Here is a 26,454-nt window from a genome sequence, read left to right as displayed (position 1 = left end):
CCACCCTTTGAGAGGAAGTCCGAGCATGATCAAAGTCAGCGTGCTGTACCCCAATACCCCTGGTGTGCGTTTCGACATCGGCTATTACTGCGGTCCGCACATGGTGCTGGTGCGCGAGTGCCTGGGCGATGCGTGCAAGGGCATTGCCGTTGACCAGGGGGTTGCGGGTGGCGCGCCTGGTAGCCCAGCACCCTATGTGGCGGCGGGTCACCTGTTCTTCGATAGCCTGGAAGCCTTCCAGAACAATTTCGGGCCGCACGCCGAACGCATCATGGGCGACCTGCCGAACTTCACCGATGCCGAGCCGGTGGTGCAGATCAGCGAAGTGCGCATGGCGCCGTGATCGCCGAGTGAGCTGATTTTTTCTCCTTCATCGCCTGCGAGGTGAACATGCGTTACGTTCTTCTGCTGGTTGCACTGGTGTGCTGTAGCCCGGCCTGGGCGGACCTCGAGTACCGGTTGCAGCCACGGGAGATCGCTCCGGGTACGTGGCTGCTGGAAGGCAGCACGGACAATTTCGCCACGAGCAACGGGGCGAATATCGTTAACATTGCCTTTATCGAAACCGATGATGGGGTGGTGGTGATCGACACCGGCCCATCACGCCGTTACGGCGAGGCGCTGCGCAAGGTCATCGCCGCCACCACCGACAAGCCGGTGAAAAAGGTCCTGCTGACTCATCACCATCCCGACCATGCCCTGGGTAATCAGGCTTTTACCGATGTACCGATTGCGGCGCTGGCCGGCACCCGCAAATTGCTGGCAGAGCAGGGCGATGCCATGGCGGAGAACATGTACCGCATGGTCGGTGACTGGATGCGCGGCACCGAGGTGGTGTTGCCGACCGAGACCGTTGAGCCCGGTACGCTCGAGATCGGTGGTCATCGCCTGCGCCTGTTGGGGTTGAGCGGCCATACCGGTGCCGACCTGGCCATCTTCGACGAAACCACCGGGGTGCTGTTCGCCGGCGATCTGGTGTTCTACGAACGAGCGCTGACCACACCGAACAGCCCGGGCCTGGACGTATGGCTGGCAGATCTCGATGTGCTGCAGGCGCTGCCGTTCAAGCTGGTGGTCCCAGGTCATGGCCCGGTTGCCAGCGATGCGAAGCCCTTCGTGCAGATGCGCGCGTATCTGACATGGCTCGACCGGATTATGCGCGATGGCATCGCCCAGGGCGCGGACATGAACGAGCTGTTGCGCACGCCGATTCCCGAGCAATTTGCCAACGTCAGTTTGTCGCGCTACGAACTGATCCGCAGCGTCACCCACTTGTACCCGCGATACGAGAAACTGGGGTTGGATCGGGTGGACAAAGAGCTGTAGGGGCTGTTGGCGTTTCTCTAATTCATTGGGTTAGGTTGAAATCCGACCCTTGGGGTGAGCCTTTTTGAGGCAGTTGCAGGCATCGCTACGGTGGGCTGAAGCCCACCCTACAAATCCTGCACCCCACGTAGGGTGGGCTTTAGCCCACCAATCGGCGCCCGGCATTGCCTCGATCCAGCCCTCCATGCCGAACGACAACAGGCTCTAGGACGGCCCCACGCACCCTGCGGCTCCGGCTTATTGCGTCGCTACGCTGTCGTCCGGCAATTCGGTGAAGCTGCCACTCTCCCAGCGGTATTTCACGATGCTCTCGACACTCGGGCAGCACATCGGATCGTCATCGCCCAGGGTCAATGTGCTCAGGCTGAACAGGTTGGCACCGATGGCTTTGATATCCGAGGCGCTACCGCTGACCACCGTACTGCCCTGGTAGCTGTAACCCTCGGGGCTGGCATAGAAGGCCGCCAGGGTCTGGTAGGCGCGGTTGGAGCCGCCTTGGCCTTCGATGCTATAGAGCACCAACGCGTCGGCATGGCCGTCGCCATTGAGGTCGGCCGCTAGGACTTCGCGGGCGTCCTGGTATTCCGCGCCGCCATCTTCCTGGATTTCACTGGCGACTCGCGCCTCGATCGCGGCTTCGAGCGCCGGGAGGTTGTTGAGCGCGACAGCATTCGTCTCGGTCGCCGGTGCTTCGGGAACCACGGCAGGAACAGGTGTTTCCTCGGCGGTTCGTGGTGCGTTGCCGGAGGCTTTCAGCTGTGCGGCAAACGCCTGGATCAGTGCTTCGCGGAATTCGACCATGTCTCCGGCATTCAGCAGGGTGTTGCGGTTACCGCGCATCGGTTGACCTTCACCGAGGAACCAGCGCGAGAACCAGCCGGGACGTAGGCTTTCCTGCTGCTCGATTCTCTTGTCGATCAAGCCATTGCCGATGTTGAGGAAGCGCTCGTAGCCGTCATCGCCAAAGGCCTGGGTTAGCTCGTCTTTCTCATCGGAGAGGTGACTGCGCAGGCTTTCGAGCATCAGGATGTTGGTGTCGACCAGCTTACTTTCGCAGCTATTGGTGAACTGCCCGAAGCAGGTTTGTTTGTAGTCCTGTACCGCGTTGTTCAGTTTGAAGTCGGAGTAGGCTCCGCAGCCGGCCAGCAGCAGTGCCAGGCTCAGGGGTAACAGTCGTGGCAGGGTCATGAAAGCGATGTCCTTTGATTCTAGGTTCTGTACGAAAAGCATCGGTGATGCTGCGATAAAAACAGGCTCAGCAAGCTGCTTGCGACTAACGCACTTCAGTGCGCCCCCAAAGGGGCGGGCGAAGCGGGTCATACAGCACACTCCGCTGCTTCGTCTGTTTTTGCCTTGCCTGACCTTCGCTCGACGGCTTTTCGTACAGAACCTGGGGCAGTTTTTATGGCGTGTGGATCGATAGCCGTGCACACAGCGGTATGCAGCCGTCTGGGATGGGGATGATAGCGAAGTGCCTTGCGCGCGGCGATGGGGAAACCCTCTCCCTTGTGAGGAGAGGGCGTGTTGCATGAGGCAGAGCAGTTCTTGCAACGGTGTGTCGCCCGCAAGGAGCGACCAGAGGGAAAGGCCATCTCCCTTTTGGGAAGAGGCTGGCGGGGCTTTGAAGGTGATGCAGCAGTATTGCTGCATCGCTCTGGCCCCATCCCAACCCCGGGCGGTGAGGGATTGGGATGTGGTGCGCGTGGTGCAGTGTTACAGCGCCTCTGCAGGCTCGGCTGGGGCTTCGCTGGCCTCTGCTTCGACCGGGATGAACGTCAGTTGCAGGCTGGCGCTGCTGTGGGCACGCGTGGTGTTGGTCAGCTCCAGGTTGTTGTTCAGTTTCTGCCCGTAGGACGGAATGATTTCCTTGAGCTTGGCCTGCCACTCTGGGGTCTGCACCTTGTCCTTGAAGGTCTTCTCCAGCACATTGAGCATGATGGGTGCCGCGGTGGAGGCGCCTGGCGATGCCCCCAGCAGGGCAGCGATGCTGCCGTCGGCGGAGCTGACCACCTCGGTGCCGAACTGCAGGATGCCGCCATGTTCGGCGTCCTTCTTGATGACCTGCACACGCTGGCCGGCCTGGATCAGCTCCCAGTCTTCGTCGCGGGCTTCAGGGAAGTACTCGCGCAGGGCGGCCAGGCGGTCGTCGTGGCTGAGCAGCACTTGGCCGATCAGGTAGCGGCTGAGGTCAAGGTTGTCCCAGCCGGCGTGGGTCATCGGCAGGATATTGTCGGTGCTGATCGCCGCGAACATGTCCCACAGCGAACCGGTTTTCAGGAACTTGGTGGAGAAGGTAGCGAATGGCCCGAACAGCAGGGCTTTCTGACCGTCGACCACACGGGTGTCTAGGTGCGGTACCGACATGGGCGGCGAGCCGACCGAGGCCTTGCCGTAGACCTTCGCCTGGTGGCGGGCGACGACTTCCGGGTTCTTGGTCATCAGAAACGAACCACCCACCGGAAAGCCGGCATAGCCATCGGCTTCCGGAATGCCGGACTTCTGCAGCAGCGGCAGGGCCGCACCGCCCGCGCCGATAAAGACGAACTTGGCCTTGACGCTGCTTTCCTTGGCGTCGTTGCCGAGGTCGGCAACCACCACGGTCCAGGTGCCGTCATCATTGCGCACGATATCGCGCACTTCATGACGCAGGTGCAGAGTGAAGCCCTCATGGCGGCTCAGGGAGTCGACCAGTTGCCGGGTGATTTCGCCGAAGTTGACGTCGGTGCCGATCGGCATGCGCGTGGCAGCGATCTTCTGCGCCGGATCGCGGCCTTCCATCACCAGCGGAATCCACTGGCTGATCTGCGCCGGGTCTTCGGAATACTCCATGCCACGGAACAGCGAACTGTGTTGCAGGGCGGCATGGCGCTTCTTCAGGTAGGCGATGTTGTCATCACCCCAGACGAAGCTCATGTGCGGCACGTTGTTGATGAACGAGCGCGGGTTGTTCAGCACCTTGTTCTCGACCTGGTAGGCCCAGAACTGCTTGGAGATCTCGAATGATTCGTTGACCACCACCGCCTTGCTGATATCGATACCGCCATCGGCGGTTTCCGGGGTGTAGTTCAGTTCGCAGAAGGCCGAGTGACCGGTGCCGGCGTTGTTCCATGGGTTGGAGCTTTCCTCGGCGACTTTGTCCATGCGCTCGTAGAGGTCGATGCTCCAGCCCGGTTCCAGCTCGCTGAGATAGGTGCCGAGCGTGGCGCTCATGATACCGCCGCCAATCAGCAGCACATCCACGGTTTTTTCCGGTTCGGGCGTCTTGCCACAGCCGAGCAGGCTCAGGCACACGAGGGGCAACAACAGCTTTTTCATTGAACAGACCATTTCCAGTGTAAAGGGGGCGTGATGTTTCATCTGCTGGTGCTCCTGACGGGCAGTGCTGCTCTACCGACAATAGACGCTGATACACAGTTCAGGCGGTCTGCCGGAGGAGCGGTCAGGGATGCGCAGGCATAAAACATCGGCAGGCGCGTGAACGACCTGCTGATCCATACAGCCCATAGCAAGAGCGATGCCGGCTTTCAGGTTATGCGCGTGAGGCCGGAGAACTGCGGGTTTATCGAGGGTTTTCCCTGGTCGTTACCGCAGCCTCTCGGCGAGAAATCGCCAAAATGCGTGTGCCGGGTGGCGATATTCCGCCTGTCGTGGCGGAAAACTTCGCGGCACGCCGTGAGCCTTCCCCAGTAGAATCAGCCGGCAAACAGCGTCTTGAGGTGATGGTGGTCGATCTACAGCAGGGTTTTGTCCTGACCCGGCACTGGCGGGATACGCCGGCAGGGACAGAGGTTGGCTTCTGGTTGGCGACGGATGACGGCCCGCGACACGTGCGGCTGCCCCCGCAACCCTCGGTGGCCTTCATTCCCGCTGAACAACGCGAACGTGCCGAGGCCCTGCTCGTGGGCGAGCGTGATGTCGAGCTGCGCCCGCTCGGCCTGTGCGATTTCCAGCAACGTCCAGTGCTTGGCCTGTACTGCCGCCAGCACCGGCAGTTGATGAACCTCGACAAGCTGCTGCGCAAGGCAGGCGTGGATGTGTTCGAGGCTGATATCCGCCCGCCCGAGCGCTACCTGATGGAGCGCTTCATCACCGCCCCCGTGAGCTTCAGCGGCACGCCGGATGCCAGTGGCGCGTTGCAAAATGCCCAACTGCGACCCGTGCAGGATTACCGCCCGCCACTCAGGCTGGTATCGCTGGATATCGAGACCACCGCCCATGGCGAGTTGTACTCGATTGCTCTGGAAGGCTGTGGCGAGCGCCAGGTCTACATGCTCGGCCCGGCCAACGGCGACGCAAGCGCAATCGACTTCAAGCTCGACTACTGCGAAACCCGTGCGCAACTGCTCGAAGCGCTGAACCTGTGGCTGGCGCAGCATGACCCTGATGCGATCATCGGCTGGAACCTGGTGCAGTTCGACCTGCGTGTGTTGCGTGAACATGCGCAGAACCTGAAGGTGCCCTTGCGTCTGGGCCGTGGCGGTGACGAGATGGGCTGGCGCGAACATGGCAGCCGCAACAACCATTACTTTGCGGCGGCCGCGGGTCGGCTGATCATCGATGGCATCGAGGCGCTGCGCTCGGCGACCTGGAGCTTTCCTTCATTCAGCCTGGAGAACGTTGCCCAGACCCTGCTCGGCGAGGGCAAGTCGATCGACAACCCCTACCAGCGCATGGACGAGATCGACCGCATGTTCGCCGAGGACAAGCCCGCCCTGGCGCGCTACAACCTCAAGGACTGTGAGCTGGTCACGCGGATCTTCGCCAAGACCGAGCTGCTCACCTTCCTCCTTGAGCGCGCCACGGTCACCGGTCTGCCGGCCGACCGCAGCGGTGGCTCGGTTGCGGCCTTCGAGCACCTGTACATGCCGCTGATGCACCGCCAGGGTTTCGTCGCGCCGAACCTCGGCGAACGCCCGCCGGAGGCCAGCCCGGGCGGCTTCGTCATGGACTCGCAGCCGGGTCTGTACGAGTCGGTGCTGGTGCTGGACTACAAGAGCCTGTACCCGTCGATCATCCGTACCTTCCTGATCGATCCGGTGGGGCTGGTGGAAGGGTTGCGCCAGCCCGACGACATGGCGTCGGTGGCGGGCTTCCGGGGCGCGCGCTTCTCGCGTACCCGGCACTGCCTGCCGGCGATCGTCGAGCGGGTCGCCGAGGGCCGTGAGGCCGCCAAACGTGATCACAACCAGCCGCTGTCCCAGGCGCTGAAGATCATCATGAACGCCTTCTATGGTGTACTCGGCTCCAGTGGTTGCCGCTTCTTCGATCCACGCCTGGCCTCGTCGATCACCCTGCGTGGGCACGAAATCATGCGTCGCACGCGAGCGCTGATCGAGGCCGAAGGGCACCGGGTGATCTACGGCGATACCGACTCGACCTTCGTCTGGCTGGGTCGGGCGCACAGTGAGGAGGAGGCGGCGCGCATCGGGCAGGCGCTGGTGCAGCATGTCAACGTCTGGTGGCGCGAACACCTGCAAAGCGAGTTCGGCCTGACCAGTGCACTGGAGCTGCAGTTCGAAACCCACTTCCGACGTTTCCTGATGCCCACCGTGCGCGGTGCCGAGGAAGGCAGCAAGAAACGCTATGCCGGCCTGGTACGACGTGCCGACGGCCGCGACGAGATGGTCTACAAAGGCCTGGAGACAGTGCGCACCGACTGGTCGCCGCTGGCCCGGCAATTCCAGCAGGACCTCTACCTGCGCATTTTCAACCGTGAGCCCTACCAGGACTACGTACGTGACTTCGTGCGCCAGACCCTGGCCGGCGAACTGGATGAACTGCTGATCTACCGCAAGCGCCTGCGCCGTCACCTCGGCGATTACCAGCGCAACGTGCCGCCGCACGTGCGCGCCGCGCGCATCGCCGATGAGTACAACCAACGCCAGGGACGCCCACGGCAATACCAGAGCGGGGGCTGGATCAGCTACCTGATCACCCTGGCCGGGCCGGAGCCGCTGGAAGTGCGCCAGGCAGCCATCGACTACGACCATTACGTCACGCGGCAGCTGCAACCAGTGGCGGACGCCATCCTGCCGTTCGTTCACGACGACTTCGCCACGCTGGTGGGCGGGCAGCTCAACCTGTTCTGAGATGACCTGGGTAGGCCGCTAACGGTGCACCTCATAAGGTCTCAGCTGTAGGGTGAGCCGTGCACACCAGGTGAGATTAGCGTGGGATCACGCTTTATCGATCCACCAATAGGGATGCTGAAAGACGAGAGGGGCGCCATCTACGCTCCGATCCACCCCCACGCTTGTTTACTCCAGCACCAGGTTTTCCCCGCGCTCCTGCTGCCAGTCGTCCAGGCTCGGGGCGGCGTCTTCGCCGGTCATGCGGTGGATCACGTCGAAGTAGTGCTGTTTGAATGGGTCCTGCATGACTTCGTCGCGCTTGCGCACTTTTACCGCGTAGATGCTCTGCACGTTCTGGTGGTCGAAGGCACGCCATTGCTGGCCATCCTTGAGCAGGTCGTAGCGGTGGTCTTCCAGGGCCTTGATCAGCCGTTCGCTGTCCAGGCTGTTGCTGCGCTGTACGGCGTCGGCCCATTGGCGAACGATGGAGTAGGCCGAGGCGGTGGTGCTGCCGGGGTATTCCTGGTGTTCGTCCATGTAGCGCTGGACGAAATCCCTGGCCACCTGGTTTTCGCTCTGGTCGGGCAGGTTCCAGGTCCAGGCTTCGGTGCCGATCACATCTTCCATCACCAGCGGACCGGCCTGTTGCACCACGCTCTTGGTCAGGTTGGGCACGATGATCTGAAGGTCCTTCTTCAGGTTCATGTTGTGCACCATGCGCATGGTCCGCTGCAGGTTGTCGCCGAGCAGGACCAGCACCAGGATACTGGCATCGCTGGCAGCGGCTTTCTCCAGGGCTGCACGGTATTCGTCACGGCGCACCAGGCCGGTGGGCAGGGCGGTGCGGCCGTGGCGGGCACGGTCGGTGCTGCTGGTGGCCAGGCGCAGGGCGCTCTCCATGCTGCGGCCCCAGGCGTCGTCGACGATGATGTAGTGGTAGCGCCGCCGGGGCATGTGCCAGGACAGGTATTCGCCCAGTACGCGGGCGCTCATCCAGGCGCTGTTGGATTCGCGGAACAGATAGCGGTGCCCGGCCTGGCCGGTGACTTCGTTGGCGTAGCTCAGGGTGGCGAAATACAACAGGCCGCGTTCGCGGGCGCGCTGGCCGGCGGCGATGGCCTCCTCGCTGGTGGCACCGCCGAACACCATATGGGCGCCCTGGTCGGCGAAGGTGTCGACGTTGTCGCGTGCCTGGCTGGCGCGCGAGGCGGTGTTCTCACTGAGCAGCTCCAGCGGTCGACCCAGGACGCCGCCTTTGCGGTTGATCTCCTCGACGGCCAGCATGGCGCCACGGCGTAGCTCCAGGCCCTCGTCCTTGTAGTTGCCGGTGCGTGGGTAGTTGAGGCCGATCTTCACGCTGGGCGCGGAGAAGGCGGGCAGGGCGATCAGGCCGGCGAGCAGCAGGCCGCAGAGCTGGCGATACATGGCGTCACTCCTTGTGGACAGGGCGTGCAGTTTTACGGGCTGGCAGGCCTGTACTCCATGCCTCCTTGTGGCCGGGTGGCTGCGACTTAGGTCGACGATGGCAAAGCGCCTGCGTACCTCGCGCGGGAGGGGTATTGCTACCAAGGGAGTAGGGAATTCGGCACAGCGGTCAATTGGCGGAAGGGCAGGTGCAGCCAAGAATTCGCCGCACACCGGGAAATTTTCCCGGGTACAACAACAAGCCGCAGAGGTAGCCGCAATGAAGCACACCGGTGTCACCCAACCTTTCGTTCGCTCGGCACTGTTCGCAGCCGTGACCCTGGCCAGTCTGTCGGCCTGGGCCGGCGTTACCGACCAGGACATCAGCGATGCTGGCAAGCGCAACGACCAGATCGTGGTCAACGGCATTAACCAGCAGGGACAACGCTACAGCACCCTGGATACCCTCAATACCGAGAACGTGAAGGAGCTGCGGCCTATCTGGGCGTTGTCGTTCGGCGGCGAGAAGCAGCGCGGTCAGCAGTCCCAGCCGCTGATCAAGGATGGCGTGATGTACGTGACCGCCTCCTACTCCCGCGTGTTCGCCGCTGATGCGCGCACCGGCAAGAAACTCTGGCAATACGATGCGCGTCTGCCCGACGGCATCATGCCGTGCTGTGACGTGATCAACCGTGGTGTGGCCCTGTACGGCGACCTGGTGATCTTCGGCACGCTGGACGCCAAGCTGGTTGCCCTGAACAAGGACACCGGCAAAGTGGTATGGCGCAAGACCGTGGCCGACTACAAGGCCGGTTACTCGATCTCCGCCGCGCCGCTGATCGCCAAGGGCAAGCTGATCACTGGCGTAGCCGGTGGCGAGTTCGGTGTGGTCGGCAAGGTCGAAGCCTATGACCCCACCAACGGCACCCTGCTGTGGAGCCGCCCGACCGTCGAAGGTCACATGGGTTACGTCTACAAGGACGGCAAGGCTATCGAGAACGGCATTTCCGGTGGCGCTCCAGGCCAGACCTGGCCGGGCGACATGTGGAAGACCGGTGGTGCCGCGCCCTGGCTGGGCGGCTACTACGACCCGACCACCGACTCGGTGTTCATCGGTGCGGGTAACCCGTCGCCATGGAACTCGCACCTGCGTCCGGGCGACAACCTGTTCTCCGCCGCTCGCCTGGCGCTGAACCCGGATGACGGCTCGATCAAGTGGCACTTCCAGACCACCCCGCACGACGGTTGGGACTATGACGGCGTCAACGAAGTGATTTCGTTCGACTACAAGGATGGCGGCAAAACCATCCAGGCCGCGGCCACTGCCGACCGTAATGGTTTCTTCTATGTTCTGGACCGTACCAACGGCAAGTTCATCCGTGGCTTCCCGTTCGTCGACAAGATCACCTGGGCCAAGGGCCTGGACAAGAACGGTCGCCCGATCTACGACCCAGCCGTGCGCCCGGGCGCTCCGGAGGGTGGCAAGAAGGGCAGTTCGGTGTTTGTCGCGCCATCCTTCCTCGGTGGCAAGAACTGGATGCCCATGGCCTACAGCCAGGACACCGGCCTGTTCTACGTGCCGTCCAACGAGTGGGGCATGGACATGTGGAACGAGGACATCGCCTACAAGAAAGGCGCGGCCTACCTCGGTGCGGGCTTCACCATCAAGCCGCTGAACGAGAAGTACATCGGCGTGCTGCGCGCAATCGACCCGAAAACCGGCAAGCAAGTCTGGCGCTATGAGAACTATGCGCCGCTGTGGGGCGGTGTGCTGGCGACCAAGGGTAACCTGGTGTTCACCGGTAACCCGGAAGGCTTCCTGCTGGCGTTCGACGCGAAGACCGGCAAGAAGGTCTTCGAGTTCAACACCGGTTCGGGCGTGATCGCTTCCCCGGTCACCTGGGAAATGGACGGCGAGCAGTACGTCACCGTGGTCTCCGGCTGGGGTGGTGCAGTTCCGCTGTGGGGGGGCGAGGTGGCCAAGCGCGTCAAGGACCTCGACCAGGGCGGCATGATCTGGACCTTCAAGCTGCCGAAGGACCTGGTCAGCAAGCGCTGATCGATAACGAGGCCGGCCCGTGCTGGCCTCGTTTCTCTTTGCCACAAAGCCGGCGCTCGCCGGCTTTGTGCTGTCTGTGTGATACCAAGGTGCTATGGCGCGCTCCGAGTCTGTTGTGTTGAATGGCACATCGCCCTCAGAGCCTGTTTACGATCTCCTGGCTCGCGGCCATACGGCGTTAAAAACGCCCTCGGAATGCTCATTTACCAACTGTAAACTGCGCTTCCTCGGGCGTTTTTGCCTTGTCTGGCTCTAATCCAGAAGATCGTAAACAGGCTCTCAGAACATGTTCACGATTGCCTGACTGTCGGCCATGCGGCGTTGAAATCGCTTCGCCTGGCGCTGATTCAGAAGGCTCGCAGGTTCGCATTAGGGCTCAGAACAATAAGAGGTCCGGCATGTACGCATCCCCCCATCGCCCCTGGCTACTACCGCTGTTCTACAGTGCCATTCTGCTGCTGGGAGTGGCGGTGAGCGTGCTCTCGACCTGGCCACTCTGGCCGGTGCTGGGGTTGCTGCTGGTACTGGTTTGGGTACCGCTGTTGCAGCGTCGCCCGGAGGTGGAGGCGAGTGCGCCGGCTACGGACGTGGCCGAGTTGACCCGTGACCTGTCCCAGTCCACGACTCACAATGCTTTATCGGCCGCTGGCGTGAGCTTTTCCGTGCAGCGCTTGGCGCAAAAGCTGGAATCGATGCTCGATGCCGCCGCGCGCATCGTCACCAGCGCCGAGCAGATGATCGTGACCGAAGACACCGCCGCCCAGCTCAGCGAGCAGGGGCTGGAGGCCGCCAGCATTGTGCGCGGCAACAGTGACGATGCCCGCACGGGGCTGCGCGAAGCGATCACCTGCATGCACCAGCTCAGCCAGCGCGCCAGTGCCAGCCGCGAGCTGATCGAACGCTTGAACCAGCGCAGCGAGGAAATCCAGCGGGTCACCCAGGTGATCCAGTCCATTGCCAGCCAGACCAACCTGCTGGCGCTCAACGCCGCCATCGAGGCGGCGCGGGCGGGCGAGCATGGGCGTGGTTTTGCCGTGGTCGCCGATGAGGTGCGGGGCTTGGCGGCGCGCACCGGCAGCGCCACCGAAGAGGTTGGCCTGATGGTGCGTGACATCCAGCAGGACACCTCGGCAGCGGTCGAGCAGATTCGCCAGTTGTCGGTCGACCTCGATGGCGGTGTACAGCAGGTGGTACGTGCCGGCGAGCAACTGGAAGGGATCGCCAGCCTGGCGGTGGATGTGGAAGGGCAGATGCAGACCATCGCCACCGGCGCGCGGGATAACCGCCTGGCCCTCGACGACCTGTTTCATGCGGTGGCGCAGATGCGTGAAGACCTGGCCGCCAGCGATGAGCAGACCGCCCGCCTGAGCGAGGCCGCTACGGCACTGGAAGGCCAGGCCGAAGCCATCAGCGAGCGCCTGGCCGAGGTTGGCCTGGATGACTACCACCAGCGGGTCTATGACTTGGCGCGTGAGGCGGCCCAGGATATCGCCGACCGTTTCGAGGCTGACCTGCAGGCCGGCCAGATCAACGAATCGGCATTGTTCGACCGCCACTACAAGCTCCAGCCTGGCAGCGAGCCGCCACGTTACAGCACCGCGTTCGACCGTTATGCCGACAGCGTGCTGCCGGCGATCCAGGAGCCGTTGCTGCGTCAGCACGAGGGCCTGGTATTCGCCATCGCCTGTACGCCGGAGGGTTATGTGCCGACCCATAACCAGGCGTTCAATCAGCGGCCTACCGGCAACCCGGAGCACGACCGCCTGCACTGTCGCAGCAAGCGCCTGTTCAATGACCGCACCGGGCGCCGCTGCGGTAGCCACCAGCAGCCGCTGTTGCTGCAGACCTATACCCGCGATACCGGCGAGCTGATGCACGACCTGTCGGTGCCGATCACCATCCGCGGTCGCCACTGGGGCGGTCTGCGCCTCGGCTATCGCCCTGAGCTGAAATCGCACTGATCGCACGAGCGCCTGCCCTCGGCGGGCGCCCAGCCCCGACCTCGTGTCATCGGCCACCGCTCGTCTACTTTCTCCTGCGGCCCGGCATGGGGCTGCCCAAGGGCTGGCCCCGTAAGGCTTGCAACAGAGCCTTCGGCCTGACTACTACCAAGGAACTAGGGCATCTGTGCCATGGGGGCATACCGAGCGCGGCGAGCCAGTGTCTAAGATCAATCCATGACCTGTTCCATGTCCCGGTGCAGGCTCGAACAAGATATGAGGTCCGACCATGATTTACGCAAACCCAGGTTCCGCTGGCTCCATCGTCACCTTCAAGACCCGCTACGGTAACTACATCGGTGGCGAGTTCGTTGCCCCGGTCAAGGGTGAGTATTTCACCAACACCTCGCCGGTCACCGGTGAAGTCATCGCCGAATTCCCACGCTCCGGCGCCGAAGACATCGACAAGGCCCTGGACGCGGCCCATGCCGCTGCCGATGCCTGGGGCAAAACTTCCGTTCAGGATCGCGCCCTGGTTCTGCTGAAGATCGCCGACCGCATCGAAGCCAACCTCGAGCTGCTCGCCATTACCGAAACCTGGGACAACGGCAAGGCCGTACGCGAAACCCTGAATGCCGACGTGCCGCTGGCCGCTGACCACTTCCGTTATTTCGCCGGTTGCATCCGTGCTCAGGAAGGCAGCGCCGCCGAGATCAACGAACACACCGCCGCTTACCACTTCCACGAGCCGCTGGGTGTGGTGGGTCAGGTCATTCCGTGGAACTTCCCGCTGCTGATGGCTGCCTGGAAACTGGCTCCAGCCCTGGCTGCTGGTAACGCCATCGTCCTGAAGCCGGCCGAGCAGACGCCGCTGTCGATCACCATCCTGATGGAACTGATCGGTGACCTGCTGCCGCCGGGCGTGCTCAACGTCGTTCAGGGCTTCGGCCGTGAAGCGGGCGAGGCACTGGCCACCAGCAAGCGCATCGCCAAGATCGCCTTCACCGGCTCCACCCCGGTGGGTTCGCACATCATGAAGTGTGCTGCCGAGAACATCATTCCGAGCACTGTGGAGCTGGGTGGCAAGTCGCCTAACGTCTTCTTCGAGGACATCATGCAGGCCGAGCCGGCCTTCATCGAGAAAGCCGCCGAAGGTCTGGTCCTGGCGTTCTTCAACCAGGGCGAAGTCTGCACCTGCCCGTCGCGCGCCATCGTTCAGGAGTCGATCTACGAATCCTTCATGGTTGAAGTGATGAAGAAGATCAAAGCCATCAAGCGTGGCAACCCGCTGGACACCGAGACCATGGTCGGCGCCCAGGCTTCGCAGCAGCAGTTCGACAAGATCCTGTCCTACATGGACATCGCCCAGCAGGAAGGCGCGCAGATCCTCACCGGTGGTGGCGTCGAGAAACTGGAAGGCAACCTGGCCACCGGTTACTACGTGCAGCCGACCCTTATCAAGGGCACCAACGACATGCGCGTGTTCCAGGAAGAGATCTTCGGCCCGGTCGTCGGCATCACCACCTTCAAGGACGAGGCTGAAGCACTGGCCATCGCCAACGACACCGAGTTCGGTCTGGGTGCCGGTGTGTGGACCCGCGACATCAACAAGGCCTACCGCATGGGTCGCGCCATCAAGGCCGGTCGTGTGTGGACCAACTGCTACCACCTGTACCCGGCGCATGCCGCGTTCGGTGGCTACAAGAAGTCCGGTGTTGGCCGCGAAACCCACAAGATGATGCTCGACCACTACCAGCAGACCAAGAACCTGCTGGTGAGCTACGACATCAACCCGCTGGGCTTCTTCTAAGCGCTTAGAGCCTGCTTCTGATCTTGCGAGCTAGGCTCTTGGAAACTGTGTAAAGGGCCCGCCACGGCGGCGGGCCTGAACGGGAATTTGCTCCAGCCGAACCCTGGTTCGCTCCTCCAAGGTTCGGTGCTGTATCGGCTGGTAGTGCTTGCATACGCTGCCTGCTTTTTTGTCGATGTGCTCCGGCACGTTCTGCCTGCTGCATACCCACTCCCAGGTTTGGCAGATCTTTATCGAGACGCGGCTTCGGCCGCGTTTTCTTTTTCTGCCTTGCTGTCCGTTCCAGGGCTGCGACACCTGCTGCGGTCGCTGCTACACCTGTCGCGTCCTCTGCACACTCCCCGATTCCTGTCGTGAGCGCTGAAAGCCTCGTGGTTGCTGGCGTGTGGGCGTTTTTCGCCGGCTGGCATGGCGGTTGCTCTGTCCCTTGAGCCGGGGCGTAGTGATCCCGGTCCTAATAAGAATCGGGAGACCCCCATGAAACAGATTGGCCTCGCCTCGCACGTCGCCTCCCGGCTCACCCCCGCAGGTGTGCCGCTGAAACCTCTTCTCGCTGCTTTGCTCCTGGGGCTGTTCGCCACGCCATCCTGGGCCGAGACCCTGCCGGCCAATGTGGACGGCAAGCGCATCATCGCCGCCGATGAAGAGCCCGGGAACTGGATGAGCCACGGGCGTACCTACGACGAGCAGCGCTACAGCCCGCTGGACAAGATCAATCAGAAGAACGTCGGCCAGCTCGGCCTGGCCTGGAGCTACAAGCTGGACCTGGACCGTGGCGTGGAAGCCACGCCCATCGTGGTCGATGGCGTGATGTACACCACCGGGCCGTTCTCGGTGGTCTACGCGCTGGATGCGCGCAACGGCAAGCTGATCTGGAAATACGACCCGCAGTCGGACCGCAACCGTGCGGGCGAAGCCTGCTGCGACGCGGTCAACCGTGGCGTGGCCGTGTGGAACGGCAAGGTCTATGTCGGCGTGCTCGATGGCCGCCTGGAAGCCATCGATGCCAGGACCGGCAAGAAGGTCTGGTCGGTCGACACCCGCAGTGACACCAAGCGCAGCTACACCATCACCGGCGCGCCGCGCGTGGTCAACGGCAAGGTGGTCATCGGCAACGGTGGCGCGGAGTTCGGTGTGCGCGGCTACGTTACCGCCTACGACGCCGAGACCGGCAAGCAGGCGTGGCGCTTCTACACCGTACCGGGCGACCCCAAGCTGCCGCCGGAAGACAAGGCCATGGAAATCGCCGCCAAGACCTGGCACGGCGATGCCTTCGTCGAGCAGGGCGGGGGCGGTACCGCGTGGGATTCCTTCGCCTTCGACCCGGAACTGAACCTGCTCTACATCGGCGTCGGCAACGGCTCGCTGTGGGACCCGAAATGGCGTAGCCAGGCCAAGGGTGACAACCTGTTCCTGTCCTCCATCGTCGCGGTCAATGCCGATACCGGCGAGTACGCCTGGCACTACCAGACCACACCGGGCGATGCCTGGGACTTCACCGCCACCCAGCACATGATCCTCGCCGAGCTGAAGATCAAGGGCAAAGAGCGCAAGGTGCTGATGCAGGCGCCGAAGAACGGTTTCTTCTACGTCATCGACCGCGCCACCGGCGAGCTGCTGTCGGCCGAAGCCATCGTGCCGCAGAACTGGGCCAAGGGCATCGACATGAAGACCGGTCGGCCGATCTTCGACGACGAAGGTGCCGCCTACTGGAAAGACGGCAAGCGCAAGCTGGTGACCCCGGCGTTCTGGGGCGCGCACGACTGGCACCCGATGTCGTTCAACCCCAAGACCGGCCTGGTGTACATCCCCGCGCACATCATGTCCGCCTACTACGAGCACATCCCGGATGCGCCCCAGCGCAACCCGTTCAAGAGCATGTACCAGCTCGGCCTGAAGACCGGGATGATGCCCGAGGACCCGCAAGGCCTGCTGGAAATGGCCAAGACCTGGTCCGGCAAGCTGATCGCCTGGGACCCGGTGAAGCAGGCGCCTGCCTGGGAAGTGCCCTATATCACCATCTTCAACGGCGGCACCCTGAGCACCGCGGGCAACCTGGTGTTCGAGGGCAGCGCCGATGGCCGGGTGATCGCCTATGCCGCCGAAGACGGCAAGAAGCTCTGGGAGCAACCGGCTGCCAGCGGCGTGATGGCCGCGCCGATCACCTATTCGGTGGATGGTGAACAGTACGTGACCTTCATGGCTGGCTGGGGTGGGGCGTTCTCCACCTTCGCCGGGGCCTTGTCCCTGCGGGCAGGCGTGCAGCCGTTCTCCCAGGTGCTGACCTACAAGCTGGGCGGTACCGCCAAGCTGCAGGAGCCAACACCACCCGCCGATGCCCCGAAGCCACCAGCGCTGACCGCCGACGCGGCCACGGTGGAGGCGGGTGCCAAGCTGTATGACGGCCATTGCTCGCAGTGCCACGGCATTCATGCGGTGAGCGGTGGCGTGCTGCCGGATCTGCGCAAGCTGACGCCGGAGAAGCACCAGATGTTCCTCGGCATCCTCTATGGCGGCCGCGTGCCGGACGGCATGCCGTCGTTCGCCGAAGCCTTCGATGCCAAGCAGGTCGACCAGATCCACCAGTACCTGATCAAGCGTGCCCACGACCTTCAGGCCGAGGGTAACGCCTGGCAGAAATTCAGCGAGAAGTGACCCGCGTCGGGGCGCGCTGCGGCGCGCCCTGTCCGAATCCGCATCGCCGGCTGGCGATCGACTCAATAGCGAGACAGACCATGAGCGACACCCTTTCCTACCAGAACTACATCGACAACGCCTTCGTCGGCAGCGACAGCCTGATCGACGTATTCAACCCCGCAAACGCCGAGCTGCTGGCGCGTGTGCCGGAAGCCAGTAACGATCAGGTCGAGCGCGCCATTGCGGCCGCGCGCAAGGCGCAGAAGGGCTGGGCGGCCAAGCCGGCCATCGAGCGTGCCGGTTACCTGCGGCAGATCGCGGCCAAGGTGCGCGGCGATGCCGAGCGCCTGGCACGCATCATCACCCGTGAGCAGGGCAAGGTGCCGGCGCTGGCGCTGGTGGAGGTCAACTTCACCGCTGATTACCTGGACTACATGGCCGAGTGGGCGCGCCGCCTGGAAGGCGAAGTGCTGAGCAGCGACCGGGTCAACGAACACATCTTCCTGCTGCGCAAACCGCTGGGCGTGGTGGCCGGCATCCTGCCGTGGAACTTCCCGTTCTTCCTCATCGCCCGCAAGATGGCGCCGGCCCTGCTGACCGGCAACACCATCGTCATCAAACCAAGCGAAGAAACCCCGATCAACTGCTTCGAGTTCGCCAAGCTGGTGGCGCAGACCGACCTGCCGCCGGGCGTGTTCAATGTCGTCGGCGGTACCGGTGCGGGCGCCGGCAGCGCACTGACCAGCCACTCGGGTATCGACCTGATCAGCTTCACCGGCAGCGTCGGCACCGGGGCGCGGATCATGGCGGCCGCCGCGCCGAACATCACCAAGCTGAACCTGGAGCTGGGCGGCAAGGCGCCGGCCATCGTCCTGGCCGATGCCGACATCGACCTGGCGGTCAACGCGATCAAGGCTTCGCGGGTGATCAACACCGGGCAGGTGTGCAACTGTGCCGAGCGTGTCTACGTCGAGCGCAAGGTGGCCGACCAGTTCATCGACAAGATCGCCACGGCGATGGCCGCTACCCGTTATGGCGACCCGATGACCGAGGCCAATCTGGACATGGGCCCGTTGATCAACCAGGCCGGCCTGGACAAGGTCGCGCAGATGGTGCGCACGGCGCAGAGCCAGGGCGCGCAGGTGATCACCGGCGGCAACGTGGCGGACAAGGGCAAGGGCTTCCACTACCAGCCGACCATCCTGGCGGGCTGTTCGGCGGACATGGAAATCATGCGCAAGGAGATCTTCGGCCCGGTGCTGCCGATCCAGATCGTCGATGACCTGGACGAGGCCATTGCCCTGTCCAACGACAGCGAATATGGCCTGACTTCGTCGATCTACACCCGCAGCCTGGCGTCGGCGCTCAAGGCCAGCCGTGAGATCGACTTCGGCGAGACCTATGTCAACCGCGAGAACTTCGAAGCCATGCAGGGGTTCCATGCGGGGACCCGAAAGTCTGGTATCGGTGGGGCGGATGGTAAGCATGGGTTGTATGAGTTCACCCATACCCATGTGGTGTATATCCAGGAGTAAGTGGTACTGCGCGAGCGGGGAAGGGCGACGGCCCGACTCCGCTCCTTTGGCCTGCTGGTGCGTGCGTCAGCAGGCCAAAGGAGCGGTTCCAGGATTAGCTGCAGCGCACCTGGACGGGCGTCTGGGTGCTTGACGGGTTGCTTGGCTAGAACAACTCATTAGGCTGCACGATTCCGTGCTTCTTCATCTTCCGGTACAGCGTCGACCGGGAAATCCCGAAGGCCTCGGCGGCACCACTGATATTCCAGCGATGCTCGCGCAAGGTCGCATACAAATGGCGCGCCTCGGCATCACCCAGTTGCTCGGCCAGGCTGCCCGAAACGTTTTCCTCCGCCACAAGCGCGGGCTGGCTCATGCTCTGCAGCTCGGCGGGCAGGCAGTCGATATCGATACGACCATCCTCCGCCAGCGCCACGGCATAGCGCAGGCAGTTGAGTAGCTGGCGGATGTTGCCGGGCCAGGAATAGGCATGCAGGCGCTGGCGGGCGTGGTTGTCCAGGTGTATGCCCTTGGCTCCCTCCTGGGCGGCGAGGAGTTGCTGGATCAGCTCGGCGCGGTCACTGCGTTCGCGCAGGGGCGGCAGGGCCAGGGTCATGCCACTCAGGCGATAGAACAGGTCCTCGCGGAACAGTTTGTCGCGGATCATCCCGGCCAGGTTCTGGTGCGTGGCGGACACCACCTGCACATCCAGCGGCACCGGGGTTTCGGCGCCAAGTGGGGAGATCTCGCGTTCCGCCAGCACGCGCAGCAGGCGGGTTTGCAGGTGCGCCGGCATGTCGCCGATCTCGTCGAGGAACAGGGTGCCGCCATTGGCCAGTTCCAGCTTGCCCTTCATGCCTTTCTTGTTGGCCCCGGTGAAGCTGCCGCTGCGGTAGCCGAACAGCTCGCTCTCGATCAGGCTTTCCGGAATCGCCGCGCAGTTCAGGGCGACGAAAGGCCCGGCGCGGCGGGCGCTGGCCTGGTGGATGGCGCGGGCGAAGGCCTCCTTGCCTGTGCCGGTTTCGCCGGTGATGAGAATCGGGATGCCCTTGTCGAGCACCTTGCGGATGCGTCGCACGCCTTGCTGCAACTGGATGTCGTTGCCGCCGAGTTGTTCCAGGTTCGGGTGCTCGTTGCGTTGCACTCGGCTCGGGGCGGTCGGGCGCGTCTGGGGCTGCCGGGCGGGAATGCGCAGGCTGATATCCACCAGGGTTTCCTCGCCCAGGGTGCGCAGGCGCACACCACGGGCGCCGCCGCTGGTCATGCTCAGCAGTTCGTCGACGTTGGCCGGCAGCAGGCTGTCGATGCGGCTGCCGAGCAGCAGGCGCCCCTGTTCCTCTTCGCAGGCGACGAATGCCGCGCGGTTGGCGCCGATCACCCGGCCTTCATCGTCGAGGGCCAGCAGTTGTTCGTTGGCCAGGTCGGTGATTTCGTCGCGTGGCTTGATCGCCAGGGTCAGGCGGTCGCGGTAGCTCTGGCGAAAGTGCGCGTTCTCGATCATCCGCGCGTACATGATCACCAGTTGCAGGGTGAGGTACTGGGCCTCCTTCGGGCCTTCGCTGTTCAGGCAGGTGGCGTTGAGGCAGCCACGCAGCAGCCCCTGGGCGTCGAAGATCGGCGACACCGAGCAGCTCAGGCGGAAGTTGGAGGTGAGGAAGTGTTCTTCGCGGTGGATGATCATTGCCTGGGCGGCTGCCAGGGTGGTGCCGATACCGTTGGTGCCGGCGATGGACTCGTCCCAGCGGGCACCGACGATCAGGCCGGACTCGGTGTACGGATCGCGCTGGTTGGGCAGGCGGGCGTCGAGGGTGATGCCATTTTCATCGCTGAGCAGTACGGCGAAACCGGCTTGCACCACGCGCTTGGCCAGGCCGGTGACGCCCTGGCTGGCGATGGCCAGGTATTCCTGGTGCTGGGCCTGGTGGTGGTGGATTTCCTCGGCGGTGAGGATGTGCTTGCTGCAATGCCCGCGCGGGTTGAGGCGGTGCTGGTTGACGCTGCGGTACCAGGACTGGGCGATCAGCTCGTTGGGGCGAATGTTGCGTTCGGGAAAGTGGTCGCTGACGAAGGCTGCCAGGTCGCTCGGGCTGGTTTCCAGGGTATGTACAGTCATGATCACTCCACATGGCGCTGCCGGATTCTGCACGCTCTGGCTGGGCGCTCTTGTTGTTGTCGGGGCCACTATAGAACGGCACGAGGCAAGGTTGCAGCCCGTACGCCGAATGGAGCAAAGCCCGTGCCGCATCTGGCGGACTGCCGAGCCTGAGAGGCTGCCCGGCGTCCGATGGCGACAGGGTGAGCGCGCAGCTGTCGCAAGACTGGGACAGGTGTTGCACGCGTGGTGCACGACCATTGGTCGCCCGCTACCAAATCAGGGCCAAATCTACTTCGAAAGTATCATTCGGAGGGGCGAGGGTGGGTGATTAACTTGGGGTTGCCGGAATCCTCCGGTTCATAACAAGAGGATTGACCCATGTGGACTAAACCCCAATTCACCGATATGCGTCTTGGTTTCGAAGTGACCCTGTACTTCGCCAACCGCTGATACTTCTGCCCCGGTTCGCCGGGGCGTCCAGCTTCAGGGAAATCCCATGCATATCCAGATTCTCGGCTCGGCAGCCGGCGGCGGTTTTCCCCAGTGGAACTGCAATTGCCGCAACTGCAGCGGCATTCGCAGCGGCCGCCTGCGCGCCCAGCCGCGTACCCAGTCGTCCATCGCGCTCAGCGACGATGGCGTGCACTGGGTATTGTGCAACGCCTCGCCGGACATTCGCGCGCAGATCGAAAATTTTCCTGCCCTGCAACCGGCACGGCGCCTGCGCGACACGGCGATCAACGGGATCATTCTGCTCGACAGCCAGATCGATCACACCACCGGCCTGCTCACCCTGCGTGAAGGCTGCCCGCACCAGGTCTGGTGTACCGAGATGGTCCATCAGGACCTGACCACCGGCTTCCCGCTGTTCAACATGCTCGAACACTGGAACGGTGGCCTGCAGTGGAACACCATCGGTTTGGATGGCGCGCCGTTCGTGATTCCCGCCTGCCCGAACCTGCGTTTCACCGCCATTGCCTTGCGCAGCAGCGCACCGCCTTATTCGCCGCACCGTGGCAACCCGCACCCGGGCGACAACATCGGCTTGTTCGTCGAGGACCTGCGCAGCGGCGGCAAGTTGTTCTATGCCCCCGGCCTGGGTCAGGTCGACGACGCATTGCTGGCGTGGATGCGCCGCGCCGACTGCCTGCTGGTCGACGGCACGTTGTGGCGTGACGACGAGATGCGTGTCTGTGAGGTGGGCGACAAGCTCGGTAGCGAGATGGGGCACCTGTGCCAGAGCGGTCCGGGCGGCATGATCGAAGTGCTCGATGGCCTGGATGTATCGCGCAAGGTGCTCATCCACATCAACAACACCAACCCGATACTGGATATCGAATCGCCCGAGCGCGGCATTCTCCACGCGCATGGCATCGAAGTGGCCTGGGATGGCATGAGTATCGAACTCTAGCGAGCGCTGCCGTGCTGCGTGGGTGCTGTGCGTGCCACCCTCATGCAACGCGGCGCGCCCTACAACAACAAGTGACTGCCAGGCGCAGTCGCAAAGGAGCAGAGATGAGCCAGCCTGCCATGAGTCCTGCCGAGTTCGAGCAGGCGCTGCGCGCCAAGGGTGCGTATTACCACATTCATCACCCGTTCCATGTCGCCATGTACGAAGGCCGTGCCAGCCGTGAGCAGATCCAGGGCTGGGTGGCCAACCGTTTCTATTACCAGCTGAACATTCCGCTCAAGGATGCGGCGATCATGGCCAACTGCCCGGATCGCGACACGCGCCGCGAGTGGGTGCAGCGCATCCTCGATCACGACGGCGCGCCCGGTGAAGAGGGCGGCATCGAGGCCTGGCTGCGCCTGGCCGAAGCCGTTGGCCTGGACCGCGAACAGGTGCTTTCCACCGAGCTGGTGTTGCCGGGCGTGCGTTTCGCCGTGGATGCCTATGTCAATTTCGCCCGCCGGGCTTCCTGGCAAGAGGCTGCCAGCAGCTCGCTGACCGAGCTGTTCGCCCCGCAGATCCACCAGTCACGGCTGGACAGCTGGCCACAGCACTATCCCTGGATCGATGCCAGCGGCTACGACTACTTCCGCAAGCGCCTGAAAGAAGCGCGTCGCGATGTCGAACATGGCCTGCGCATTACCCTCGACCACTACCGTACCCGCGAGGCCCAGGAACGCATGCTGAACATCCTGCAGTTCAAGCTCGACATTCTGTGGAGCATGCTCGATGCCATGAGCATGGCCTACGAGCTGGAGCGCCCGCCGTTCCACACCGTGACGCAGGAAAACGTCTGGCACCGGGGGATCGCCCTATGAGCCCGGTTGTCGAGCATCAGGTACCACGACTGCGCCGTGGCTTTCGTCTGCAATTCGAGCCGGCGCAGGGCTGCCATGTGCTGCTCTATCCGGAGGGCATGATCAAGCTCAACGACAGTGCTGGCGAGATCCTCCAGCAGATCGACGGTCAGCGCGACGTGGCGACGATCATCGCCGAGCTGAGCGGCCGCTTCCCGGATGTCCCGGGGATCGATGAAGACATCCTGGCTTTTCTCGAGGTGGCCCATGCTCAGTTCTGGATCGAATTCCCCTAGTACGCAGATCGGCCCGCCGCTGTGGCTGTTGGCCGAGCTGACCTACCGCTGCCCGTTGCAGTGCCCGTACTGCTCCAACCCGCTGGATTTCGCCAAGAGCGGGCAGGAGCTGAGCACCGCCGAGTGGATCGAGGTGTTCCGCCAGGCCCGTGCCCTGGGCGCCGCGCAACTGGGTTTTTCCGGCGGTGAGCCATTGGTGCGCCAGGACCTGGCCGAGCTGATCAAGGCCGCGCGCGACCTGGGTTACTACACCAACCTGATTACCTCGGGCATCGGCCTGACGGAAAAGCGTATCGCCGAATTCAGCGAAGCGGGGCTGGACCACATCCAGGTCAGCTTCCAGGCCGCCGACGAGGAGGTGAACAACCTGCTGGCGGGCTCGAAGAAAGCCTTCGCCCACAAGCTGGAGATGGCCCGGGCGGTCAAGGCCCACGGTTATCCGATGGTGCTCAACTTCGTCACCCATCGGCACAACATCGACAGCATCGATCGCATCATCGAGCTGTGCATCGAGCTGGAGGCGGATTACGTCGAGCTGGCGACCTGCCAGTTCTACGGCTGGGCCGAGCTCAACCGGGTTGGCCTGCTGCCGACCAAGGCGCAGCTGGAGCGGGCCGAGCGCATCACCAACGAATGGCGCGAGAAACTGGCGGCGCAGAACCATCCGTGCAAGCTGATATTCGTCACCCCTGATTACTACGAAGAGCGCCCCAAGGCCTGCATGAGCGGCTGGGGCAAGCTGTTCCTCGATATCACCCCGGATGGCACCGCGCTGCCGTGCCACAGTGCCCGGCAGTTGCCGGTGCAATTCCCCAATGTGCGCGAGCACAGCCTGGAACATATCTGGTTCGACTCGTTTGGCTTCAACCGCTACCGCGGCGATGCCTGGATGCCCGAGCCGTGTCGCTCGTGCGATGAAAAGGACCGGGATTTCGGCGGTTGCCGCTGCCAGGCCTTCATGCTCACCGGCGATGCCGACAAGACCGATCCGGTGTGCAGCAAGTCCGAGCACCACGGCATCATCCTCGCTGCCCGTGAGGAGGCCGAACGCACGACGCAGGGGCTGGAGCAACTGACCTACCGCAATGAAAAAGCCTCCAAGCTTATCTGCAAGGTCTGACTTGGGCTTGTCCGTGGAGGATTCCGTCGCCTCTGAGCCACTCTGGTCGGCTGCCCAGGCGGCGGCTGCCTCGCGTGACTTCGCCGAGCTGCACGCCGCCCATGGCGGCGTGCTGTGGGTCGAGTTCGATCCGCAGCAGGCGCGTTGTGCACTGTTCTTCTACCGCGGTGGCCAACGCCGGGAGCTGACTCCGCCGGGCTATTCGGTGCGCAGCCGCGTCTACGAATATGGCGGTGGTGCCTGCTGCCCGACGGCCAAGGGTGTGGCCTTCGTCAATGAGGCGGATCAGCAGGTCTATCTGCTGGATTTTGCTTCCGGGGAGTACGACGAGGCACCTGATGCGCGTGGCGCACCCTACGGGGTGACGGCGCGAGCGCAGTGTCGCTACGGCGAGTTGAGCTACGTGGCGGCCTGGCAGGCGCTGTTGGCCGTGGAGGAAAGTCACGAAACGCAGGGCGTGATACACCGGCTGGTGCGCCTCGGGCTGGATGGCTCGCGCCAGGTGCTGGCCGAGGGCGCCGATTTCTACGCCGGCGCGGCGGTCAGTGCGAATGGCGAGCAACTGGCCTGGATCGAATGGGATCGCCCGCATCAATCCTGGACCAGCAGCCGCCTGTGCCTGCGCGACAGCGACGGTGCACAGCGAGTGGTTGCCGGTAGCGCGGGCGATGAGTCGCTGCAGCAGCCTCGCTTCGATAGTGACGGCCGCCTCTGGGTGCTCTCCGACCGCGATGGCGGGTGGCAGCCATTATGTACCGATGAGCCTGGTGCTGTGCCGGTAGAGCCGGCTGACCATGCGGCCGCGCCCTGGCAACTGGGCGGATCTACCTATTTGCCGTTGGCGGCGGGCGGGCTGTTGCTCACCCGTTTCGAGCAGGGTTTTGGCGTGCTGGTCGAGCAGCACGCCGAGGCGCGGCGCCTGGCCGAGGATTTCACCCGCTTCCGCTGCCTGGCAGCCGATGCCACGCATTTCTACTGCGTGGCTGGCTCGCCAACGCGACTGCCGGCGATCCTGGCCATTCACCGCAGCAACGGCGGCATCGACGTGCTTGCCGGTGGCGAGCAGCCGTTGGCCGCCAATGCCATCGCTCAGCCTCAGGCCTTCAGTTATGCCAGTGGCGAGGCCGAGACGGCCCATGGCTTCTTCTATGCCGCACAGGGCCAGGCTGGGCCGGCGCCGCTGGTGATCTTCCTGCATGGTGGACCGACTTCGGCCTGTTATCCGGTATTCGACCCGCGCATTCCGTTCTGGACCCAGCGCGGCTTTGCTGTGGCCGATCTCAACTACCGGGGCAGCAGTGGCTATGGACGGGCCTATCGGCAGCGTCTGCGGGGCGAGTGGGGGCGGATCGATGTCGAGGATATCCAGGGCGCGATCCGCTACCTGGGTGGGCAGGGCGTGATCGATCCGGCACGGGTGTTCGTGCGCGGGGCCAGTGCTGGCGGCTACAGCGCATTGTGCGCACTGGTCGCCTGTGCGGAGCTGCGTGGAGGGGCCAGCCTGTATGGCGTCAGCGACCCCCTGGCGTTGCGCCGGCTTACCCACAAGTTCGAAGCGGATTATCTCGATTGGCTGATCGGCGATCCGCAGCAGGATGCCGCACGCTATGAGGCGCGTACGCCGCTGCGGCAGGCGCGACACATTGCGGCCCCGGTGATCTTTTTCCAGGGTGGCCTGGATGCGGTGGTGGTGCCCGCGCAGACCGAGAGCATGGTCGCCGCCTTGCGCGAGCGCGGCCTGCCCGTGGAGTACCACCTCTACCCGGATGAGCGGCATGGCTTTCGCCAGGCCGGCCATCTGGCCGATGTGCTGGAAAAGGAGTTGGCGTTCTATCAGGCGTTGCTGGAAGCAGGTCCAACAGGCGATTTGCAGCGCTGAGATGAGCGAGTACGGCGTTGGTCCGATTGCAATAGATACGGATTGCAGTAGGCTGG

Annotated in this window: 18 protein-coding genes; 14 read left to right on the top strand and 4 right to left on the bottom strand. The window is 63.6% G+C overall.

The annotated features are described in order from the left end of the window. The first annotated feature begins 25 nt into the window (after positions 1–25). Together ACWPW0_RS13010 and ACWPW0_RS13005 are read left to right on the top strand one after the other, a co-directional pair. Positions 26–343 carry an EthD family reductase gene (locus tag ACWPW0_RS13010; RefSeq protein ID WP_447591160.1) on the top strand — a complete coding sequence of 106 codons (318 nt, stop codon included), beginning with the start codon at positions 26–28 and terminating at the stop codon, positions 341–343. A gap of 47 nt (positions 344–390) precedes the next feature. Next, positions 391–1,326: a quinoprotein relay system zinc metallohydrolase 1 gene (locus ACWPW0_RS13005; RefSeq protein WP_447591162.1), complete on the top strand. Its 936-nt coding sequence runs from the start codon at positions 391–393 to the stop codon at positions 1,324–1,326. A gap of 237 nt (positions 1,327–1,563) precedes the next feature. On the opposite strand, the gene ACWPW0_RS13000 is transcribed toward ACWPW0_RS13005, so the two are convergent. Both ACWPW0_RS13000 and ACWPW0_RS12995 read right to left on the bottom strand, forming a co-directional pair. After that, on the bottom strand, positions 1,564–2,514 hold the full coding sequence (locus ACWPW0_RS13000; protein WP_454255521.1) for a hypothetical protein: 951 nt from the start codon (positions 2,512–2,514) through the stop codon (positions 1,564–1,566). A gap of 525 nt (positions 2,515–3,039) precedes the next feature. Continuing rightward, complete coding sequence (locus ACWPW0_RS12995) at positions 3,040–4,641, bottom strand: malate:quinone oxidoreductase (RefSeq protein ID WP_454255520.1); 1,602 nt, start codon at positions 4,639–4,641, stop codon at positions 3,040–3,042. A gap of 404 nt (positions 4,642–5,045) precedes the next feature. On the opposite strand from ACWPW0_RS12995, the gene ACWPW0_RS12990 reads away from it, so the two are divergent. Beyond that, positions 5,046–7,415, top strand: coding sequence for a DNA polymerase II (locus ACWPW0_RS12990; protein ID WP_454256736.1), 2,370 nt, complete (start codon positions 5,046–5,048; stop codon positions 7,413–7,415). A 168-nt stretch (positions 7,416–7,583) separates the two neighbouring features. On the opposite strand, the gene ACWPW0_RS12985 is transcribed toward ACWPW0_RS12990, so the two are convergent. Further along, entirely contained in the window at positions 7,584–8,822 is a 1,239-nt protein-coding gene (locus ACWPW0_RS12985) for an ABC transporter substrate-binding protein (protein WP_447591167.1), read from the bottom strand. A gap of 259 nt (positions 8,823–9,081) precedes the next feature. Between ACWPW0_RS12985 and ACWPW0_RS12980 the strand changes: the two genes are divergently transcribed. The 5 genes from ACWPW0_RS12980 (at position 9,082) to aldA (ending at position 18,782) form a co-directional block, all read left to right on the top strand. After that, on the top strand, positions 9,082–10,860 hold the full coding sequence (locus ACWPW0_RS12980; RefSeq protein ID WP_447591169.1) for a PQQ-dependent methanol/ethanol family dehydrogenase: 1,779 nt from the start codon (positions 9,082–9,084) through the stop codon (positions 10,858–10,860). Between the two features lie 398 nt (positions 10,861–11,258). Further along, a complete protein-coding gene (locus tag ACWPW0_RS12975) occupies positions 11,259–12,821 on the top strand; it encodes a methyl-accepting chemotaxis protein (protein ID WP_454255519.1) in 1,563 nt (520 codons plus the stop codon). Positions 12,822–13,089: 268 nt separating this feature from the next. Next, positions 13,090–14,610 (top strand): acetaldehyde dehydrogenase ExaC, encoded by a 1,521-nt coding sequence (exaC, locus tag ACWPW0_RS12970; protein ID WP_447591172.1) that lies wholly within the window; start codon positions 13,090–13,092, stop codon positions 14,608–14,610. 477 nt (positions 14,611–15,087) lie between these two features. Then, entirely contained in the window at positions 15,088–17,265 is a 2,178-nt protein-coding gene (locus tag ACWPW0_RS12965) for a PQQ-dependent dehydrogenase, methanol/ethanol family (RefSeq protein ID WP_454255518.1), read from the top strand. 80 nt (positions 17,266–17,345) lie between these two features. Next, complete coding sequence (aldA, locus tag ACWPW0_RS12960; protein WP_454255517.1) at positions 17,346–18,782, top strand: aldehyde dehydrogenase; 1,437 nt, start codon at positions 17,346–17,348, stop codon at positions 18,780–18,782. A gap of 145 nt (positions 18,783–18,927) precedes the next feature. Here aldA and ACWPW0_RS12955 read toward each other — a convergent pair whose 3' ends face one another. Next, on the bottom strand, positions 18,928–20,874 hold the full coding sequence (locus ACWPW0_RS12955) for a sigma-54-dependent Fis family transcriptional regulator (protein WP_454255516.1): 1,947 nt from the start codon (positions 20,872–20,874) through the stop codon (positions 18,928–18,930). Positions 20,875–21,234: 360 nt separating this feature from the next. Between ACWPW0_RS12955 and pqqA the strand changes: the two genes are divergently transcribed. From pqqA to ACWPW0_RS12925, 6 genes are all read left to right on the top strand, one after another. Then, complete coding sequence (gene pqqA / locus ACWPW0_RS12950; protein ID WP_447595627.1) at positions 21,235–21,306, top strand: pyrroloquinoline quinone precursor peptide PqqA; 72 nt, start codon at positions 21,235–21,237, stop codon at positions 21,304–21,306. A 46-nt stretch (positions 21,307–21,352) separates the two neighbouring features. Next, entirely contained in the window at positions 21,353–22,267 is a 915-nt protein-coding gene (gene pqqB / locus ACWPW0_RS12945; RefSeq protein WP_454255515.1) for a pyrroloquinoline quinone biosynthesis protein PqqB, read from the top strand. A gap of 104 nt (positions 22,268–22,371) precedes the next feature. Further along, positions 22,372–23,124 carry a pyrroloquinoline-quinone synthase PqqC gene (pqqC, locus tag ACWPW0_RS12940; protein ID WP_447591181.1) on the top strand — a complete coding sequence of 251 codons (753 nt, stop codon included), beginning with the start codon at positions 22,372–22,374 and terminating at the stop codon, positions 23,122–23,124. Beyond that, positions 23,121–23,399, top strand: a complete 279-nt coding sequence (gene pqqD, locus ACWPW0_RS12935) for a pyrroloquinoline quinone biosynthesis peptide chaperone PqqD (protein WP_447591183.1) — start codon at positions 23,121–23,123, stop codon at positions 23,397–23,399. The genes pqqC and pqqD overlap by 4 nt, the downstream gene beginning before the upstream one ends. Then, positions 23,371–24,519, top strand: a complete 1,149-nt coding sequence (gene pqqE, locus ACWPW0_RS12930) for a pyrroloquinoline quinone biosynthesis protein PqqE (protein ID WP_447591184.1) — start codon at positions 23,371–23,373, stop codon at positions 24,517–24,519. Before pqqD ends, pqqE begins: the two co-directional genes overlap by 29 nt. Further along, positions 24,485–26,398, top strand: a complete 1,914-nt coding sequence (locus tag ACWPW0_RS12925) for an alpha/beta hydrolase family protein (RefSeq protein ID WP_454255514.1) — start codon at positions 24,485–24,487, stop codon at positions 26,396–26,398. The genes pqqE and ACWPW0_RS12925 overlap by 35 nt, the downstream gene beginning before the upstream one ends. The last annotated feature ends 56 nt before the right edge of the window (positions 26,399–26,454 follow it).

The sequence above is a fragment of the Pseudomonas sp. Marseille-Q8238 genome (genome assembly GCF_965111915.1).
Note: the sequence above shows the minus strand (reverse complement) of the source record. Positions and strands in the feature narration are given on the sequence as shown.

Excerpts from the sequence above, each read along its gene's own strand:
- ACWPW0_RS13010 (WP_447591160.1), top strand. The coding sequence starts at position 26 with ATGATCAAAGTCAGCGTGCTGTACCCCAATACCCCTGGTGTGCGTTTC.
- ACWPW0_RS13005 (WP_447591162.1), top strand. The coding sequence starts at position 391 with ATGCGTTACGTTCTTCTGCTGGTTGCACTGGTGTGCTGTAGCCCGGCC.
- ACWPW0_RS13000 (WP_454255521.1), bottom strand. The coding sequence starts at position 2,514 with ATGACCCTGCCACGACTGTTACCCCTGAGCCTGGCACTGCTGCTGGCC.
- ACWPW0_RS12995 (WP_454255520.1), bottom strand. The coding sequence starts at position 4,641 with ATGAAAAAGCTGTTGTTGCCCCTCGTGTGCCTGAGCCTGCTCGGCTGT.
- ACWPW0_RS12990 (WP_454256736.1), top strand. The coding sequence starts at position 5,046 with ATGGTGGTCGATCTACAGCAGGGTTTTGTCCTGACCCGGCACTGGCGG.
- ACWPW0_RS12985 (WP_447591167.1), bottom strand. The coding sequence starts at position 8,822 with ATGTATCGCCAGCTCTGCGGCCTGCTGCTCGCCGGCCTGATCGCCCTG.
- ACWPW0_RS12980 (WP_447591169.1), top strand. The coding sequence starts at position 9,082 with ATGAAGCACACCGGTGTCACCCAACCTTTCGTTCGCTCGGCACTGTTC.
- ACWPW0_RS12975 (WP_454255519.1), top strand. The coding sequence starts at position 11,259 with ATGTACGCATCCCCCCATCGCCCCTGGCTACTACCGCTGTTCTACAGT.
- exaC (WP_447591172.1), top strand. The coding sequence starts at position 13,090 with ATGATTTACGCAAACCCAGGTTCCGCTGGCTCCATCGTCACCTTCAAG.
- ACWPW0_RS12965 (WP_454255518.1), top strand. The coding sequence starts at position 15,088 with ATGAAACAGATTGGCCTCGCCTCGCACGTCGCCTCCCGGCTCACCCCC.
- aldA (WP_454255517.1), top strand. The coding sequence starts at position 17,346 with ATGAGCGACACCCTTTCCTACCAGAACTACATCGACAACGCCTTCGTC.
- ACWPW0_RS12955 (WP_454255516.1), bottom strand. The coding sequence starts at position 20,874 with ATGACTGTACATACCCTGGAAACCAGCCCGAGCGACCTGGCAGCCTTC.
- pqqB (WP_454255515.1), top strand. The coding sequence starts at position 21,353 with ATGCATATCCAGATTCTCGGCTCGGCAGCCGGCGGCGGTTTTCCCCAG.
- pqqC (WP_447591181.1), top strand. The coding sequence starts at position 22,372 with ATGAGCCAGCCTGCCATGAGTCCTGCCGAGTTCGAGCAGGCGCTGCGC.
- pqqD (WP_447591183.1), top strand. The coding sequence starts at position 23,121 with ATGAGCCCGGTTGTCGAGCATCAGGTACCACGACTGCGCCGTGGCTTT.
- pqqE (WP_447591184.1), top strand. The coding sequence starts at position 23,371 with ATGCTCAGTTCTGGATCGAATTCCCCTAGTACGCAGATCGGCCCGCCG.
- ACWPW0_RS12925 (WP_454255514.1), top strand. The coding sequence starts at position 24,485 with ATGAAAAAGCCTCCAAGCTTATCTGCAAGGTCTGACTTGGGCTTGTCC.